The 15,336-nt window shown below is 61.8% G+C and carries 13 protein-coding genes; 7 read left to right on the top strand and 6 right to left on the bottom strand.

Annotated elements, in window-relative coordinates:
• Positions 1-165: 165 nt before the first annotated feature.
• Entirely contained in the window at positions 166-1,080 is a 915-nt protein-coding gene (locus BW967_RS08545) for a DUF1223 domain-containing protein (RefSeq protein ID WP_245826486.1), read from the top strand.
• Here BW967_RS08545 and BW967_RS08550 read toward each other — a convergent pair.
• Together BW967_RS08550 and tkt are read right to left on the bottom strand one after the other, a co-directional pair.
• A complete protein-coding gene (locus tag BW967_RS08550) occupies positions 1,061-2,029 on the bottom strand; it encodes a DMT family transporter (RefSeq protein WP_245826487.1) in 969 nt (322 codons plus the stop codon). The genes BW967_RS08545 and BW967_RS08550 overlap by 20 nt on opposite strands.
• A gap of 17 nt (positions 2,030-2,046) precedes the next feature.
• A complete protein-coding gene (gene tkt / locus BW967_RS08555; protein ID WP_076484641.1) occupies positions 2,047-4,065 on the bottom strand; it encodes a transketolase in 2,019 nt (672 codons plus the stop codon).
• A gap of 244 nt (positions 4,066-4,309) precedes the next feature.
• Between tkt and BW967_RS08565 the strand changes: the two genes are divergently transcribed.
• Together BW967_RS08565 and BW967_RS08570 are read left to right on the top strand one after the other, a co-directional pair.
• Positions 4,310-4,927 carry a hypothetical protein gene (locus tag BW967_RS08565; RefSeq protein ID WP_076484643.1) on the top strand — a complete coding sequence of 206 codons (618 nt, stop codon included), beginning with the start codon at positions 4,310-4,312 and terminating at the stop codon, positions 4,925-4,927.
• Positions 4,920-5,324 (top strand): cell division protein ZapA, encoded by a 405-nt coding sequence (locus tag BW967_RS08570; RefSeq protein ID WP_076484644.1) that lies wholly within the window; start codon positions 4,920-4,922, stop codon positions 5,322-5,324. The genes BW967_RS08565 and BW967_RS08570 overlap by 8 nt, the downstream gene beginning before the upstream one ends.
• A gap of 70 nt (positions 5,325-5,394) precedes the next feature.
• Here the strand turns inward: BW967_RS08570 and BW967_RS08575 are convergent, their stop codons facing one another.
• From BW967_RS08575 to BW967_RS08590, 4 genes are all read right to left on the bottom strand, one after another.
• A complete protein-coding gene (locus BW967_RS08575) occupies positions 5,395-6,258 on the bottom strand; it encodes a hypothetical protein (protein ID WP_076484645.1) in 864 nt (287 codons plus the stop codon).
• A 126-nt stretch (positions 6,259-6,384) separates the two neighbouring features.
• Positions 6,385-7,320 carry a hypothetical protein gene (locus BW967_RS08580; RefSeq protein ID WP_076484800.1) on the bottom strand — a complete coding sequence of 312 codons (936 nt, stop codon included), beginning with the start codon at positions 7,318-7,320 and terminating at the stop codon, positions 6,385-6,387.
• A gap of 199 nt (positions 7,321-7,519) precedes the next feature.
• Positions 7,520-8,581, bottom strand: a complete 1,062-nt coding sequence (locus BW967_RS08585; RefSeq protein ID WP_076484646.1) for a glycosyltransferase family 2 protein — start codon at positions 8,579-8,581, stop codon at positions 7,520-7,522.
• Positions 8,582-8,595: 14 nt separating this feature from the next.
• Positions 8,596-10,920: a glycosyltransferase family 2 protein gene (locus BW967_RS08590; RefSeq protein WP_083952058.1), complete on the bottom strand. Its 2,325-nt coding sequence runs from the start codon at positions 10,918-10,920 to the stop codon at positions 8,596-8,598.
• A gap of 149 nt (positions 10,921-11,069) precedes the next feature.
• Here BW967_RS08590 and BW967_RS08595 point away from each other — a divergent pair, with 149 nt between their 5' ends.
• The 4 genes from BW967_RS08595 (at position 11,070) to prmC (ending at position 15,260) form a co-directional block, all read left to right on the top strand.
• On the top strand, positions 11,070-11,915 hold the full coding sequence (locus BW967_RS08595) for a glycosyltransferase family 32 protein (RefSeq protein WP_076484647.1): 846 nt from the start codon (positions 11,070-11,072) through the stop codon (positions 11,913-11,915).
• A 1-nt stretch (position 11,916) separates the two neighbouring features.
• Positions 11,917-13,287, top strand: a complete 1,371-nt coding sequence (locus BW967_RS08600; RefSeq protein ID WP_076484648.1) for a hypothetical protein — start codon at positions 11,917-11,919, stop codon at positions 13,285-13,287.
• A 90-nt stretch (positions 13,288-13,377) separates the two neighbouring features.
• Positions 13,378-14,433: a peptide chain release factor 1 gene (gene prfA / locus BW967_RS08605; RefSeq protein WP_076484649.1), complete on the top strand. Its 1,056-nt coding sequence runs from the start codon at positions 13,378-13,380 to the stop codon at positions 14,431-14,433.
• Positions 14,430-15,260: a peptide chain release factor N(5)-glutamine methyltransferase gene (prmC, locus tag BW967_RS08610; RefSeq protein ID WP_076484650.1), complete on the top strand. Its 831-nt coding sequence runs from the start codon at positions 14,430-14,432 to the stop codon at positions 15,258-15,260. Before prfA ends, prmC begins: the two co-directional genes overlap by 4 nt.
• Positions 15,261-15,336 lie beyond the last annotated feature (76 nt).

A 15,336-nucleotide genomic window follows, 5' to 3' on the forward strand; every position in this document is an offset into this window, starting at 1 on the left:
TCAAGGGGGCGCGCGCATTTTTTGTATACCGTTGCACACTGAAATGTCGCAGCGCGACCGGGTCACGCGCTGGGGTGCGACATTTGCAGCGCACATCGCAAAACCTTGATTGGCTTTTGCGGCGCGTTGCTTTTAGGACAAACGGACGAAACGAAACGAGGCAACATGGCACGGGCGAAACTTGGCGCCACGATCGGAGGAGCGATCCTTCTTGGCCTTATGGCTGCCGCGCCGGTGCAGGCGCAAGAGGGCGCTGCGGGCAGCCCGCAAGGTCTTGGTGCGCGTCCGGCCCCCGGGGCGATGCCCGGATCGTCTTTAATCGAGAGTCTGAACCGTGCGCTGGATCGCGCGATTGGTCCGCAAGGGGCGCAGCCTGCCGTGGTCAATACGTTGATCGCGCCTTCGGCCAAGCTCAAGCCCGCGCCGGTGGTGGTGGAGCTTTTCACCTCGCAAGGCTGTTCGGCTTGCCCGCCGGCGGATCAGCTTTTGGCGCAAGTGGCGAACCGGCCCGATGTGGTCGCGCTCTCTCTGCATGTCGATTACTGGGATTATCTGGGTTGGGAAGATCCCTTTGCCCAGCCCGCCTTTACCGCGCGGCAAAAGGGGTATGTGCGCGCTGCGGGCGAGCGCACGCTCTATACGCCGCAAGTGATCGTGGGGGGCGAGCAATCACTGACCGCGCCCGCCGCTGGTACGTTGGAGCGGATGATCTCCGCTGAGGCTGCCGAGCCGCCGCGCGTCGCGCTGGCGGTGGCAGAAGGGGAAGCCCCCGGCCAATATGTGATTGATCTTGCGCCCGTTGGCCGCGCGCTCGACCGCCCGAGCGTGGTGCAGATCGTGCGCTATGTGCCGCAAGCACAGGTGGAAATTCTGCGCGGCGAAAACGCGGGCAAAGTGCTTGATTTCGCCAATGTGGTGACGGCATGGCATGCGGTCGCCGAATGGGATGGCCGCGCGCCGTTGCGGCTTAATGCGCAGATCGAGGGGACCGAGCCTGCGGTGGTGATCGTGCAAACGGCGCTGCCGGGCAAAGCCGCGCCGTTGCCGGGGCCGATCTTGTCTACCGCGCGGCTGCGTTAAGCGCTGCGCGGCGCTCCGCATTCCAAACCCAAATGCCCGCGAGCACAATCACCGCAGCCCCTGCGACGGTGTAGAGGTCGGGCAATTGCGCGAAAAAGATCCAGCCCCAAAGCGACGACAGCACGAGCCCAAGGTAACCGTAAGGCGCCAAAACCCCCGCAGGGGCATGGCGAAAGGCGACGATCAGTGCGGCTTGCCCCGCCGCCCCAAGCGCGCCCACCGCAATGAAAAGCGGCAGATCAACGGGGGCCACCTCTTGCCAGAAAAAGGGCAGGGCGAGCGATGACAGCGCCGTGCCCACGCCCGCGGACCAGATGACCGACGTGGCGGTGCTGTCATGGCGCACCACGCGGGTCATCAGCGCGCCGCCCGCATAGGTGAAAGCCGCGGCGAGCGCAAAAAGCGCGGCCGGGTCCATCACCCCCGCGCCGGGGCGCAAGATAATCAGCGCGCCAAGGAAGGAGACAAAAATCCCTGCCACTCGGCGCGGCCCGATTTTCTCGCCCAAGAACAGCGCCGCCCCAAGGGTGATCAGCACGGGGTTCAGGTCGGTAAGGGCTGCGGCCTCGGCCAGCCCAATCGAGCGGATGGCGAGGAAGAACAGCGCCACCGTCGCCATTTGAAACGCGCCGCGCAAAAGCTGTAGCCCCGGCTGGCGCGAGCGCGCATGTTTGAGAAATGACCCGCGAAAGATCAGTGAAACCAGTGCGAGGTTCACTGCGAACCGCGCCCAGATCACCATCGCGGGCGCATAGCTTTGGCCGAGCTTCTTCGCTGCTACATCCATCAAAGTGAAGAACAAAAGCGCGATAAGAAGAAGCCCGATCCCTTTGCCAATCAACGATTTTTCAGGTTCTGGCAGAGGTGGGGCAGGCATGTCGGCCCCCGCCAGATCGGCGGGTGCAATAGAATGGGGGGCCGCGTTCGGCCCCCCGGTATCAGTCTTCATCAGGTCGTCCCTGTCGCTCACAGCAGCGCTTTCACCTTTTCGGCGACGGCTTCCGCGGTGATGCCAAATTCGCTGTAAAGACGATCGGCCGGGGCGGAGGCGCCAAAGCCTTCCATGCCGACAAAGGCGGCTTTCTTCTCGGTGCCGCGCTCGCCCAAAAGCCAACGATCCCACGGTTGACGGATCGCCGCTTCCACGGCGACACGCACCGCACCGGGCGGCAGGATTTTGCGGCGATACGCTTCGGGTTGGGCCGCAAACAGTTCCATGCAGGGCATCGAAACAACACGGGTGCCAATCGCTTCGCCTTGCAAGATGTCGCGGGCTTTGAGTGCGATCTCCACCTCAGACCCCGTCGCCATGATGATGGCTTGGCGTTTGCCCTCAGCCTCGGCGATCACATAAGCGCCTTGGGCCGAAAGGTTTTTCTGGCTGTGCGTGGTGCGCAGGGTGGGCAGGTTTTGACGGCTGAGCGCCAGAACCGACGGCGTGCTTTCCGACGACAGCGCCAATTCCCAAGCTTCCGCGGTTTCGATCACATCCGCCGGGCGGAAGGTCCAAGTGTTGGGCGTCGCGCGGCAAATCGCAAGATGCTCGACCGGCTGGTGGGTCGGGCCGTCTTCGCCCAAGCCAATGGAGTCGTGGGTCATGACGTAAACCGCAGGCACCCCCATCAGCGACGAAAGCCGCATCGCACCGCGCGCATAGTCGGTGAAGCAGAAGAAGGTGCCGCCATAGGGGCGCACGCCGCCATGCAGATACATGCCGTTCATCGCCGCCGCCATCGCATGTTCGCGAATGCCGTAGCGCATGTAACGGCCCTTGCGGTTATCGGGCATGAAGTCCGAAATATCGCTGGTTTTGGTCAGGTTCGAGCCGGTGAGGTCGGCCGAGCCGCCAATGGTTTCGGGCACCACCGGGTTGATCGCACCGAGCACCATTTCGCTGGCTTTACGGGTTGCGACTTTCGGCGCGGCTTCCGAATTGGCTTTCTTGAAAGCGCGGATCGCGGAGGCGAGCTTTTTCGGCACGCCGCGCGACATTTGCCGCTCAAACTCGGCTTTTTTGCTCGCCGAAAGCGCATCGAGCCGGGCGGCCCATTCGGCGTGCTCGGCAGCGCCTTTGGCGCCAATCGCTTCCCAGTCCGCTTTCACATCGGCAGGGATTTCAAACGGGCCATAGTTCCAGCCGTAAACTTCGCGGGTCGCGGCGATTTCATCGGCGCCAAGCGGCGCGCCGTGGACAGAATAGCTGTCGGCTTTGTTGGGCGAGCCAAACCCGATGATGGTTTTGCAATCGACCAGAACCGGGCCTTTGGCTTTTTTCGCTTCAGTCAAAGCGCGGTCGATATCGGCCGGGTCATGGCCGTCACAGCTCAGCACTTCCCAGCCCGAAGCCGCAAAGCGCGCGCGCTGATCGGTTTTGTCCGACACGGTGACGCGGCCATCAATGGTGATGTTGTTGTTGTCCCAAAGCACGATCAGGTTGTCGAGCTCTTGCTTGCCCGCCAGACCGATCGCCTCTTGGCTGATGCCCTCCATCAAACAACCATCGCCCGCGATCACCCAGATTTTGTGATCGACGACGCTTTTGCCAAAGCGCGCTTTCATGGATTTTTCGGCAATCGCCATGCCAACAGCGGTGGAAATCCCTTGGCCGAGCGGGCCGGTGGTGGTTTCCACACCTTCAAGGTGGCCATATTCCGGGTGGCCCGCCATGCGCGCGCCCCATTGGCGGAAGTTCTTCACTTCTTCCAGCGTGGCTTGCTCATAGCCAGTGAGGTAAAGCAGCGCGTAAAGCAGCATCGAGCCGTGGCCCGCCGACAGCACGAACCGGTCACGGTCCGCCCAGTTCGGGGCTTTGGCGTCAAATTTCAGGTGGTTGCGATAGAGCACCGTGGCCACGTCGGCCATGCCCATCGGCATGCCGGGGTGGCCCGAATTCGCCGCTTGCACCGCATCAATGGCAAGGGTGCGGATGGCTGTGGCAAGCTTCCAGTGCTCGGGGTTGGCGTCGCGCAGCGCGGCGATATCCATGAGGGGCGTCCTTTTGCTGGAACGGGATGGTTGGCCTCCGTGATAGCAGGGATCGGGGCAAGATCAAGCGCGGGCCCCAAGTGCTTGAGGTAAAAGGGTGGGAGAAGATTGTCGCAGCGGATAAACTGATGGATGAAACAGGGGCAATCGCGATTCGCCGCGGTTGCAAACTGTGCCGTCGGGCAAACCGCAGGCTGAAAAAGCGGTGCGTCCAAGACGACAAGGGTAAGAGGCGAGGCAGAGAATGACCGAACTGGCAGAATATGAGCGCCGCATTTCCTATGCGCTCGAGCGGATCGGCCGCGGGGTAGAAGTGCTGTCGGATCAGCGCGCTGCCGCTTTGGCTGCGCCGCCGGTGGTGCAAGAACCACCCCCGCCGCCAGAACCCGTGGTGATCGAAGACACCACCCGGATCGAGGCTTTGGAGGCGGAATTGGCGGTGGAGCGCACGGCGCTGGCCGCCGAAAAGGCCGCGCTTGAGGCGGAACGCGCCGCCAATATTCAATTGACCGAGCGGGTCCGGGCGATCCGGGAAAAGCAAGAAACCACCTTGGCTGCGCTGGAGCGCCGCTTGGCGCAAGCCACCAAAGCGCTTGAGGCCGTGCAGGCCGAGGCGAACCGGCTCAAACGCGCCAATGCGGAACTGACCGATGTGAACCGTGCGATGGTGAATGCGGGCGGGCAAGTGAATGCCCAAACCGTCAACCGCGCGATGCAGGCCGAGCTTGAGGCGTTGCGCGCGGCGCGGGCGTGGGAGATGGCGGAACTCGCCGAGATTTTGGCCGGGCTGGAACCGATTGTCGCCGCCCATGCCAAGGCGCCTGCAGGAACCAAACAGCCGGAGGGTGCCGAACATGGCTGATTTGCGTGTAACCATCGGCGGTCGGGATTTTGACGTGTCTTGCCAAGAGGGCGAGGAGCATTTTCTACAAGCCGCTGCCGCGATGCTGGATGCGGAGGCTTCTGTTCTGGCAGGCCAATTGGGGCGCATCCCCGAGGCGCGGATGCTGCTTATGGCGGGGCTGATGCTCGCCGATAAGGCCGCAGGCACCGAAGATACAATGCGCCAATTGCGCGAGCGGGTGGCGGAGCTTGAGGCGGCCCTAGCGGCGGCGAAAGCGAACCCGCAGCGCGTTGAAGTACCGGTGATCCCGGCAACTGTGACCGATACTTTGGCCGAAATTGCCGCGCGGGCCGAGGCTTTGGCCGATAAGGTCGAAGAAACGGCGACCGAGGTTCCGGCAGAAGCCGAGGGCTAAGCCATGTGAATTTTGCCCCTTATATCGGGGCGCGCTCAGGCCGCAGCCTCGCGTTGCGGCCTGTTGCGTTTCAGGCGGTGAGCCGCAGATCCACCAGTGCACCGGGCGCAAAAGCCGCTTTCATGGATTTGGTTTCGCTCAGTGGCCCGCCGAGCGTTGTCGCGTAATGCAGCGTAATTTCGTAATCGATATTCGCGCTGACAATTTGGCCTTCCTCGCGTGGGAACCGCAGCCTGATCAGGCCGAAGGCATTGCGGAACCGCTCGCCAAAGCTGCGCTCGCCTACGGTGCCCGCAATCGGAACTTGTTGCATGGTGGTGAGCTTTCGCAGCCCCACCTGAATATCGCCCACGGCCTCTTTGCGGTCGATCAAGATGGCGAGCCAAGCCTCGGTTTCGCTTTTCACCTTGGCGCGGGTTTCCTCGGCAATCGGGGTGCGTAGCCCCATGCGGTGGAAAATATCCGCAATTCCGCTGGAGCCGCCCGCAATGACCATCGCCGAAAGTATTTGCGAAAGACTGCTGGAGCGGAGCGTTTCTGAGCCGGGATAGGCAATTTCCAGCATCCGCGCGACGATATCGTAATCAAAGCGCGTGACGACCAACCAACCCACGGCAAACATGATCGGCGTTTTGAGCGCGCGGCCATTGAACAAGATGCGATAGGCGCGCCAGCGGAACAGCGCCGCCATCGCGCTCTCGATCAAAATCACCAAGGCAAGGACACGGGCAAGTTCTGCGGCCAGCGCAGCGGTATCAAGCTCGGCTGCCGGAACCGGGCTTGCCGCAGGTGCGGGTGTTTCTGGTGCGGCGGTCTCTGACGCCACCACCGGGGCGCTGGTCGGAGGTGTTGGGTCTGTTTGGGCCAGCGCCGGGGCGCAGAGCGCAAGGCTTGCCACAATCAGCAGGCTGCGAAGTTTGGCACGGTAACGCATGGGGTCCTCCATGGTCTGCGGGCGCGAAACGGATTGGCAGGCAATTCAGATAGGTTCAGGGTGCCACAGTGCGGCGCCCTGTCAATGTTTTCGGGGGATTTGGGCGTTCTGGGGCCTCGAATAGGCTCAGACGCGCTCGTGCAGGGCTTTTGGCAGCGGTTGGCCTTGCGCTTCCAACTCCGCTTCCAAAACGGTGAGCCGGTTGCGGAACCGCGGCCCGCCCAGACGCGCCACCACATTGCGGCAGGCCAGCGCCTCAAGAAAGGTGCGGTGCATTTGCGCCAGCGTATTGGTCAGCCCACGCAAGTAGCGCAGCGCATTGCGACGCGCGCGGTAAAGCCGCCAGAACGTCGCCTCATCAAGGCTGCCCGCACAGGCATGCGTTATGAGCGGTTCCAGCACGTCCATTTCATAAAGCGCGGTTTCGACCCGCGCGCCAAGCCCCCGGCAGGGCAAAAGCGTGATCTGCGGGCGCGCCATCAGCGCTGCATGCATCGCATCAAGCGATTGGCGCGGATCAAAGATCACATAGCCTTGCCCGGCGCCATCCAGCATGTCGGGTGCATAGCCATAGCGCGACACGAAATCGAGCCGACGCTTGCGGCTGAAACGGTCATCCCAGCCCGCCAGACGGGCATCAAGCGTGGCTTGCGGGGCCAGCGTCACCACTGTTGCACCCGGAGCCGCGACCGAATAGGCGGCGGCGGCATAGCCACAGCTGCCCGCGCCGTAAAACACCACGCGGTCGAAATCTTCAAAGAAGGCTTCATCCACCAAGCGGTCGAAATAAGCGTAGACCGCCGGGTCGCGAAACCAGCTTTCTTCGGTGGCAATCAGCGTGAGGCTCGAATGATCCGCGGCCTCGGCCAAGGCAAAGCCCAGCGGCAATTGATCATCGGTGCGCGCACGGATCGTGGCACGGGTTTCAAAACTCACAAGCAGGACCGGGCCGCGATCCGCAAACAGCGCCGCATGCGATTGCCCGAGCGGCTCAAAATATCCTTCAAGCTCGCCCAGATCTTCGATCCGGTCCAGCCAGCCGCTGTCATCGAGATCCCGCATGGGTTTATGTTCCGTTTGTGCGCCGTCCAATTGGGCCTCCTGCTGCTGAAAGCGAGCCTTGGCCTCATAAGGTTAATCTAGCACTACGTGTTGGCGGCGGAAATGCGGGTTTTACAAGGAAATGCAGCGCATTGTCAGTGTTTTAGCATCGGTCGCGCCAAAGCGGAGCCATTGTTTCCGAATTGGCGCTTCCGCAGCGTCAGCTTTTCGGCGCAGAGTCGCTTTGCGCCTGTGCCGCCGCCAGCCCTAAGGCCCGCATGCGCGCCGCCAAAGGGGGGGGCAGGGGGCGTGAAGGCGGGGTGAGCATCAGCCGCCCGAAAAGCGCGCGATAGGGTTCTTCGGCCATCAATTCCATAAACCGCGCCTGCCGCCATGCCACGCCCGCGCGGTGCAAGCGGTCCAATTCGGCGTCGGTGCGCAGTTCGGCCAACCCCTCGGCCACAGCGGGGGCATAGCGGGCGATGGAGCGGTCTTCCTCGGTGCAGAAATTGCGCTCCACCCAATAGCTTATATCGAAGGTTGAGGCCTCGCGATTGGCCCGGCCCCGGTCGCATTTAAGCACGTAAGATTGCATCGCGCCCAAGGCGTAATGGTTGAGTTGCACGAGCCCATAGGGGTTTTCGCCCAAGGGCGTGAAAAGGCGCGATTTGCGGTAAAGCTCGGGCAATTCGCGGCCCGCGCCATCAAACCAGCGCGCATGGGCGAGTTTGCTCTCATTCGGCGCGCGTGGGCGATGCACGCCCAGCTTGCGATAGGTGCCATCATTGCGAAACAGCGTTTTCATCAGCCCCGCACGCCACGGCCAAATCATGCCCGCAGGCGCGGCGCGGGGGAATTGTTCGGTCACCAAACGGTCCGCGTAATCCACGACGCCGCAATTGCCAAACATCCGCCAAGTCAGTGCAACCGCCGTGGCCTCGGGCAGGGCATTCAGAAGTGCCGAAAGAGTGCCATCGCCCACATGGATATTGACGAATTCGTCAATGTCACAAAACAGCACCCAATCGGCCTGCGCTTTTAACGAGTGCTTATCGGCCGCCTTGAGCGCGGCCCATTGCGGCCCCTCGGCCCAAGGGCCGGGGTTGGGCACATGGGTGATCAGGCCCAGCGCCTGCAACCGCTCCAACATTGCATCGGTGCCATCGGTGCAATCATTGGAAAAGACCAGAAAATCCGTAAACCCCACAGCGCGGTGATGGGCCAGCCATTCAAGCAAAAAGGCTGCCTCGTTCTTCACCGTCAAAATGGCCAGCGCCCGCATTGGCGGCTTGGGGGTCAATGTTCTGCCTCCCCGCTGTGTTCAACGGTGAAAAAGAAATTGGGCGGCAGATCGCGCAGATGCAGGTCTTCGGGCACGACACCCGGCCCCGCATTGAAGACCGCCGAGCCAAAATGATGCAGCAGCCGCGAGAGCTTTTCGAACCGCTCAGAGCACAGCTCACCATAGAACCGCTCATAGTTCTCTGTCGCGCGCAATTCGGTGATTTTGGCCCGGTGCGCGGCAACTGAATAGTCATGCGCGGCCTTGATCTCTGGGTCTGCCATCAGCCGATCCCATTCCGCTTGCAGCTTCGGGAGCATCCGCTGGATCGAGTGGTCCTCGACCGTATTATGGTTCATCCGAAACCAGTAGTTCAGCCCTTGGTCGCGATCGACATGGTTCACCCGGCCCCGGTCGCGCTTGACCAAAAAGCTTTCGGCAGAGCGCACGGCATAGTGGTTGAGTTGCACCCAATCATAGCCATAGGTTTCCAGCGTCGAGCGCCAGCCATTGCGGAACATCTCTTTCGGCATCGGCTTGCCCGACCCGTTGAGCCATTTCACTTGGTCCCACAGATCCGGGATCAGCCCCTTGGGGCGGTGCACGCCGAGTTTTTTATAAATGTCGATATTGCGGAAAAGCGTTTTGAACCCCCAAGCCTGATGCGGCTTGCGGACAATTTCGGGTGCGCAACGGGTGAATTGCTCGAGCAGGAATTTGTCTTCATATTCATGCACATCGCCATTTCCAAACAGCCGCCACGTGAGCGAGATCATATTCGCTTCGCCCATCGCCTCATAAAGCGCGCGCAAAGTGCCATCGCCGATTTTGATGTCGATGAACTCATCCACATCCATGCAAATCGACCAGCCCGCGTTTTGAATGAGCGGTTCGCTTTCCGCTGCTTGCAGCGCGGCATGTTGCGGCTTGAGATCCATCGTACGGAACGGGTTTTCGCGGTGTTGGCAAATGCCCTTGCGCTCGAGCATGTCGAGCATCGTATCGGTGCCGTCGCTGCAATCATTGGTGTAGATCAGAAAATCATCCACACCGATGGCGCGGTGATAGGCGATCCATTCGAGGATAAACGGGCCCTCGTTTTTCATCGTGGTCACGATGCAAGTGCGCCCCGCATCCACCGCGGCTTTGGGCGCGGCTTTGGGGGCGGAGATCGGCGGGCGAATGGGCTTTGCGCCCCAGACTTGTGTCGCCAAGTCCAAAAGCTGCGGGTCTTCAATCAGCGAGGTTTTGGGCGCCAGTTCAGAGGCCGCACGTCCCGGCACGCGTAGACCCATGGCGCGCCAAAACGGGTAGATCGTGTTCGGGTCGGGCTTGGCATAAGACACCCGCACCGCGCGCCATGTGGCCTCCAGCCCCGCCTTTTCCGGCGCCACGCCCCAACGCGCAATGCCGCGCCGCGCATCGAACTGGCGGCAGATATGGTCGGAGAATTTCTCAGGATGGCCGGTGCGCACGCGCCACGGATAGATGCGCCGCCCGACCAAAAGCACCACGCCAGAGCGCGCCGTGGTGCAGGCATCAAAGGCCGAGGGCTTGCCATTCGGGCGCGGCGCCAAAAGGTCGGTCACATCAAGCGTCAGCACTGCGCGGGCGCGTGCAAGGTAACGCCATTTGGCCGCCTCATAAACCAGACCTTGCCCCAAAGGCGCGCGCCAAGGGTCATGGGCGGGCAGGTCCATTCGGTCCTTCCCCGGCGCATCGGGCGCCAGAAACGGATGGCTTTCGGGGCCGGTGGCGGGTTTGCCAAGGGGCAGGGGGGCGGTTTGCACCACCACCACCATGTCAAGCTCGCGCGCCGCCAACCCTTTGCGGATTGCTTTGGCGAAAGCCTCCCCGCGGAGTGCGGCCGTATCTGGGGGCGAGCGATCAATCACCAGTGCCGCCTGCGCGCCGTGGTAATCATGATGCCACGACAGCCAATCCACCACCGTCTCGGCGCTTTCTTCGAGCCGTTGCGCCAAAAGGCAGTTGAGCCCGGCAAACAGGTCTTGGCTGGGGGCCGCCGGGTGAACGGGCACGATTTCGACCGGGCCCTCGGGCTCGGCACAAATCGCAACCTGCAGCGGGCCGTCTGCCTCGGCGCGGGCCACCACCATCAACCCGCCCGAAACCTCGCGCCGCTCCAAAACGGTGATGCAGCCTGCAGGTTGTGTGGGCACATGGCCCGCCCGCGAAGGGTTCGCAAAAAAGAGCCGCAGCGCACGCACCGGCCGCCCCTCATGCGTTTCCGGCCAAGCCACAGCCTCCAGCAAGCGCGGCGCTACGGATGCATCGCCCGCCATCTCCTGCGCCAAGATTTGCCCTTTTGGCTGTGCCATTCCTGCCCCCTTGTTTTGTTCTTCCTAGCATAGCCCCGCCACGAGGCAAATGTGCGCGGGCGATGAAAAGGCATTTGCGGGGCTTTCCGCTTTGTGAATAGATGCAGCAATTAGAGGGATTTGCGAAAACAGATGGGGTGAGGGCGCGCATGGCACATGAGTATCAGATCGCGGCTCTGTGGATTGGTGGGTCACTCAGCTATCTTGAGCAGTTGTGCCTGAAGTCTTTCATCGACGCGGGCCATCACGTGAAGCTCTATTCCTACGAGCCGATCGACAATGCCCCCGACGGGATCGAAATGGCGGATGCCAATGAGGTGCTTTCGCAAGACAATTTCTTGCGGCATGGGCGCACCAATAGCCCTGCGCTCCATTCGGACTTGTTCCGCTATCACCTGCTGGCAAAAAATGATCGCACGATCTGGGCCGATACCGACGCTTATTGCGTGAAACCCTTTGAAACCGAGACCGGGCATTTTTACGCTTGGGAAAGTGCCGAGGGGATCAATGGCGGTGTGCTGGGTTTGCCGCAAGACAGCGAGACTTTGCATCGGCTTTTGGAGTTCACCACTGACGAATATGCGATCCCAAGCTGGTATGGCGAACGCTATGAGCGCGAGTTGGAAGAGAAGAAAGCCGCCGGAACCCCCGTTCATGCTGGCGATATGCCGTGGGGCGTTTGGGGGCCGCACGCGATCACGCATTTCCTGAAAGAAACCGGGGAGGTGCGTCATGCGATGCCGATCTGGACGCTTTATCCGTTTGAATATTCGGACCGCGCTTTGATGCTGCGCCCGGGGTATGATTGGAAAACCCATATCAAGCCCGATACCTATTCGATCCACTTTTACGGACGGCGGATGCGTTCGCGGTTGAACGAAAAGTTTGACGGTGTGGCGCGGCCCCGCTCGCTGATCGGGCAATTGATCAAGAAGCATGGCATCGACATGGCTGCCGCGCCGTTGCGCCGTCCTGCCGCTAGCACGGAAGACTAACATGCGCGCTTCAGAGATTGCGAATGAGGCTGGGCTTTCTCGTGTCGAAAGCCTTGCGGATTTGGGCGGCGGTGCGCAGGCCGAGGTGATCGCCGCGCAGGCGCTTTGGGATTGTGACATCACCTTGATCGACATGGCCGAAAACGGCGATTGGCCCGCGCAGCCTTCGGCCTGGGTGGCCGAATATTTGGCGGCGCTTGAGGCGGCTGAAATTCCAGCGGATCGGGTCCGTGTGGTGCATCGGGCGCGTGATCTGCGCCCGGTAGATTTGCTCTTGAACCTGAAGGGCTGGGGCGATTGCCACAAGGTCAAGCATCTTGCCCCGGTGTTGGAGCGTGCCCTGCATGCCGAAAGCCGGATGTTGATTGATATTCGCAAAGGCTCCGGCAGCTTCCCGTTTCTGAGGGAAAGCGGCGAAACCGAAATTTTGGCCGAACTGGGGGAGCGCGCTGGCAAAGCGGTGATGCGGGTGCGCTATACCCCAGAGCCGCCCCCTCCCACGTCGGATTCCATGTGGGCCGAGATTGCGCAAGACCTTGCCGGAAGCGACGGTTTTTTCACGGCAAATGGCGCGCATAGCTTTCTCTATATCCCGCGCGGGCGCACGTTGGTGGTCACGTTCGACAACCTTGATATTGCGATGGTCCGGCGTGAAACCCGCCGCCCTTGGGGGTTTGAGTTCATCGAAAAGCAAGGCTGGTCGATGCTGGGCGTGATGGCGGGCGGCTGGACGTGGTATCGCGACCCGTGGGTGAGCGAGGAGTTCGATCGGCTCGCGGCGGAGGGGTTCTTCGCGCAATTTGACCATGTTGTCTTTTATGGCGCCTCGATGGGGGGCTATGCGGCAGCCGCTTTTTCCGCCGCCTGTCCGGGGGCGGATGTGGTGGCAATCTCGCCGCAATCAACTGTGGACCGCTCGGTCGTCCCGTTTGAAACCCGTTACAAAGTCGTTTGGGACGCAGATTTCTCGGGCAAATACGGCGATGCGGCGATCGTTTCGCAGGCGGCGCGGCGGGTGGTTATTTTCTATGATCCCTATGAGCCGCTTGATGCGGCTCATGCGGCGCGTTTCGAGGCCCCGAATGTCATGAAACTGCGCGCCCCCTTGATGGGGCACCGCTTGGGCTCGACCCTCAACCAGATGGGGATTTTAAGCCCGATCATTTTGGGCGCCTTGGATGGGACGTTGACCAAGGCCGATTTCTATCGGCGTTTGCGCGCGCGCCACGATTTCCCGCGCTATCAGCGGGAATTGTTCCAACGTGCGCTGAAACGCGGCCATGAGGATCTTGCGCGCCGCTTGGGAGAATGGGTGCTTGCGCGCGGCGACAATCGCCCGATCCGGTTGGCGATGATGCAGTTGCGGTCATGAGCGCGGTGAGTGCTCGCCAATTCGTCCATTTCCCAAAGCCGTGTTCCGCCCCGCCCTTGACCGGGGCGCTTCACTCGGTCAGATGAAGGCATGGTTCCGCTCGATAAACTTGCGCAGATCACGGCGCGCTTTGAATTTCTTGAGGCAAAACTCAATTCCGCGCTTGCCCCCGGCGAGATCGCGGCGCTGTCGCGTGAATATTCCGATTTGCGCCCGGTAGTAGAGGAGATTTCGGCCTATCGCACCGCGCTTGATGATCTGGTCGAGGCCGAAGGCTGGCTCGCCGATCCTGAGATGCGCGATTTGGCCGAGGAAGAACTGCCGCGCCTCAAGGCCCGCATCCCGGAAATGGAACAGGCGCTGCGCATTGCGCTGCTGCCCAAAGATGCCGCCGATGCCCGGCCCGCGATTTTGGAAATCCGCCCCGGCACGGGCGGCGAGGAAGCCGCGCTTTTCGCCCATGACCTTTGGCGCATGTATGAACGCCATAGCGAAAAAATGGGCTGGCGGTTTGAGCGGCTGGAGTTCACGCCCACCGAACTGGGCGGCCTCAAAGAAGGCATGGCCCGGATTGAAGGCGAGGGCGTTTTTGCCCGGCTGAAATACGAATCCGGTGTGCACCGCGTGCAGCGTGTGCCGGAAACAGAAGCGGGCGGGCGCATTCACACCTCGGCGGCGACGGTCGCGGTGCTGCCGGAGGCGGAAGAGGTCGATATTGATATCCCCGCCACCGACATCCGCATTGATACGATGCGATCCTCTGGTGCGGGGGGGCAGCACGTCAACACAACGGACTCCGCGGTGCGCATCACGCATTTGCCAAGCGGCATCGTGGTGACCTCATCCGAGAAAAGCCAACACCAAAACCGCGCCATCGCCATGGCGGTGCTGCGCGCGCGGCTTTACGAGATGGAACGCGAACGCCTTGCCACGGAACGCGCCGATAGCCGCCGCGCGCAAGTGGGCTCGGGGGACCGCTCTGAACGCATCCGCACCTACAACTTCCCGCAAGGGCGGATGACGGACCACCGCATCAACCTTACCCTCTACGCACTGCCGCAGATAATGGCGGGCGATTTGGGCGAGGTGATCGACGCGCTTGTGGCGCATGACCAAGCAGAAAAACTCGCGGAGATGGACGGATGATGGTACAGATCGCGCTTATGCTGGGGACGCGCCAGCTGGAAGGCGCAGGGATCGAAGGCGCCTCCACCGATGCGCGCCGCCTTCTCGCGCATGCGATGGCCGTGCCCGCCGAGCGGCTTTATCTCTCTGTCCATCAAGAGCTGCCAGAAGAGACCCACAAAGAATATCTGAAATATCTTGCGATGCGCGAAGCGCGCCAACCGGTGGCGCAAATCACCGGGCATCGCGCTTTTTGGAAGCATGAGTTTCGCGTCACTCGCGACACGCTCGATCCGCGCCCCGAAACCGAGCTTTTGGTGGAAGTCGCGCTGGAAGAGCCCTTTGCGCGCGTGCTTGACCTTGGCACTGGCACCGGCTGTGTTTTGCTAAGCCTGCTTGCGGATCGCCCCGAGGCCAAAGGCGTGGGCACCGATATTTCGGAAGCGGCTTTGACCGTGGCCAAAGAAAATGCCGCCCGGCTAAGCCTGACGGATCGCGCCGCCTTCGTGCATGGCGATTGGTTTCATGGGGTCGAGGGGCGGTTTGATCTGATCGTTTCGAACCCTCCCTATATCACCGAAGAGGAAATGACCCATCTTGCGCCCGAAGTGCGCGATTGGGAGCCGCATCAAGCGCTCACGCCCGGCGGTGACGGGCTGGGGGCTTATCGTGCCATTGCCTTTGGGGCCTTTGCCCGGCTCAACCCTGGCGGGCGGCTGGCGCTCGAAATTGGCCCAACGCAAGCGGCGGCGGTCAGTGCGATGCTGACCGCGCAGGGCTTTGAGGTGCGCGAAGTGCGCCCCGATCTGGGCTATCGGGACCGCGTCGTTTTGGCGCACCGCCCCTAAAATGCGCAGTTCCGCGCCGATCAAAACGCGTTTAGGGTCGGCCGGAACTCGCCTAAAAGTATAAATCAGCCGCCTT

The organism is Rhodobacter aestuarii (assembly GCF_900156655.1).
In the GTDB taxonomy this organism is placed as follows: Bacteria; Pseudomonadota; Alphaproteobacteria; order Rhodobacterales; family Rhodobacteraceae; genus Rhodobacter; species Rhodobacter aestuarii.

Excerpts from the sequence above, each read along its gene's own strand:
- BW967_RS08545 (WP_245826486.1), top strand. The coding sequence starts at position 166 with ATGGCACGGGCGAAACTTGGCGCCACGATCGGAGGAGCGATCCTTCTT.
- BW967_RS08550 (WP_245826487.1), bottom strand. The coding sequence starts at position 2,029 with ATGAAGACTGATACCGGGGGGCCGAACGCGGCCCCCCATTCTATTGCA.
- tkt (WP_076484641.1), bottom strand. The coding sequence starts at position 4,065 with ATGGATATCGCCGCGCTGCGCGACGCCAACCCCGAGCACTGGAAGCTT.
- BW967_RS08565 (WP_076484643.1), top strand. The coding sequence starts at position 4,310 with ATGACCGAACTGGCAGAATATGAGCGCCGCATTTCCTATGCGCTCGAG.
- BW967_RS08570 (WP_076484644.1), top strand. The coding sequence starts at position 4,920 with ATGGCTGATTTGCGTGTAACCATCGGCGGTCGGGATTTTGACGTGTCT.
- BW967_RS08575 (WP_076484645.1), bottom strand. The coding sequence starts at position 6,258 with ATGCGTTACCGTGCCAAACTTCGCAGCCTGCTGATTGTGGCAAGCCTT.
- BW967_RS08580 (WP_076484800.1), bottom strand. The coding sequence starts at position 7,320 with ATGCGGGATCTCGATGACAGCGGCTGGCTGGACCGGATCGAAGATCTG.
- BW967_RS08585 (WP_076484646.1), bottom strand. The coding sequence starts at position 8,581 with ATGCGGGCGCTGGCCATTTTGACGGTGAAGAACGAGGCAGCCTTTTTG.
- BW967_RS08590 (WP_083952058.1), bottom strand. The coding sequence starts at position 10,920 with ATGGCACAGCCAAAAGGGCAAATCTTGGCGCAGGAGATGGCGGGCGAT.
- BW967_RS08595 (WP_076484647.1), top strand. The coding sequence starts at position 11,070 with ATGGCACATGAGTATCAGATCGCGGCTCTGTGGATTGGTGGGTCACTC.
- BW967_RS08600 (WP_076484648.1), top strand. The coding sequence starts at position 11,917 with ATGCGCGCTTCAGAGATTGCGAATGAGGCTGGGCTTTCTCGTGTCGAA.
- prfA (WP_076484649.1), top strand. The coding sequence starts at position 13,378 with ATGGTTCCGCTCGATAAACTTGCGCAGATCACGGCGCGCTTTGAATTT.
- prmC (WP_076484650.1), top strand. The coding sequence starts at position 14,430 with ATGATGGTACAGATCGCGCTTATGCTGGGGACGCGCCAGCTGGAAGGC.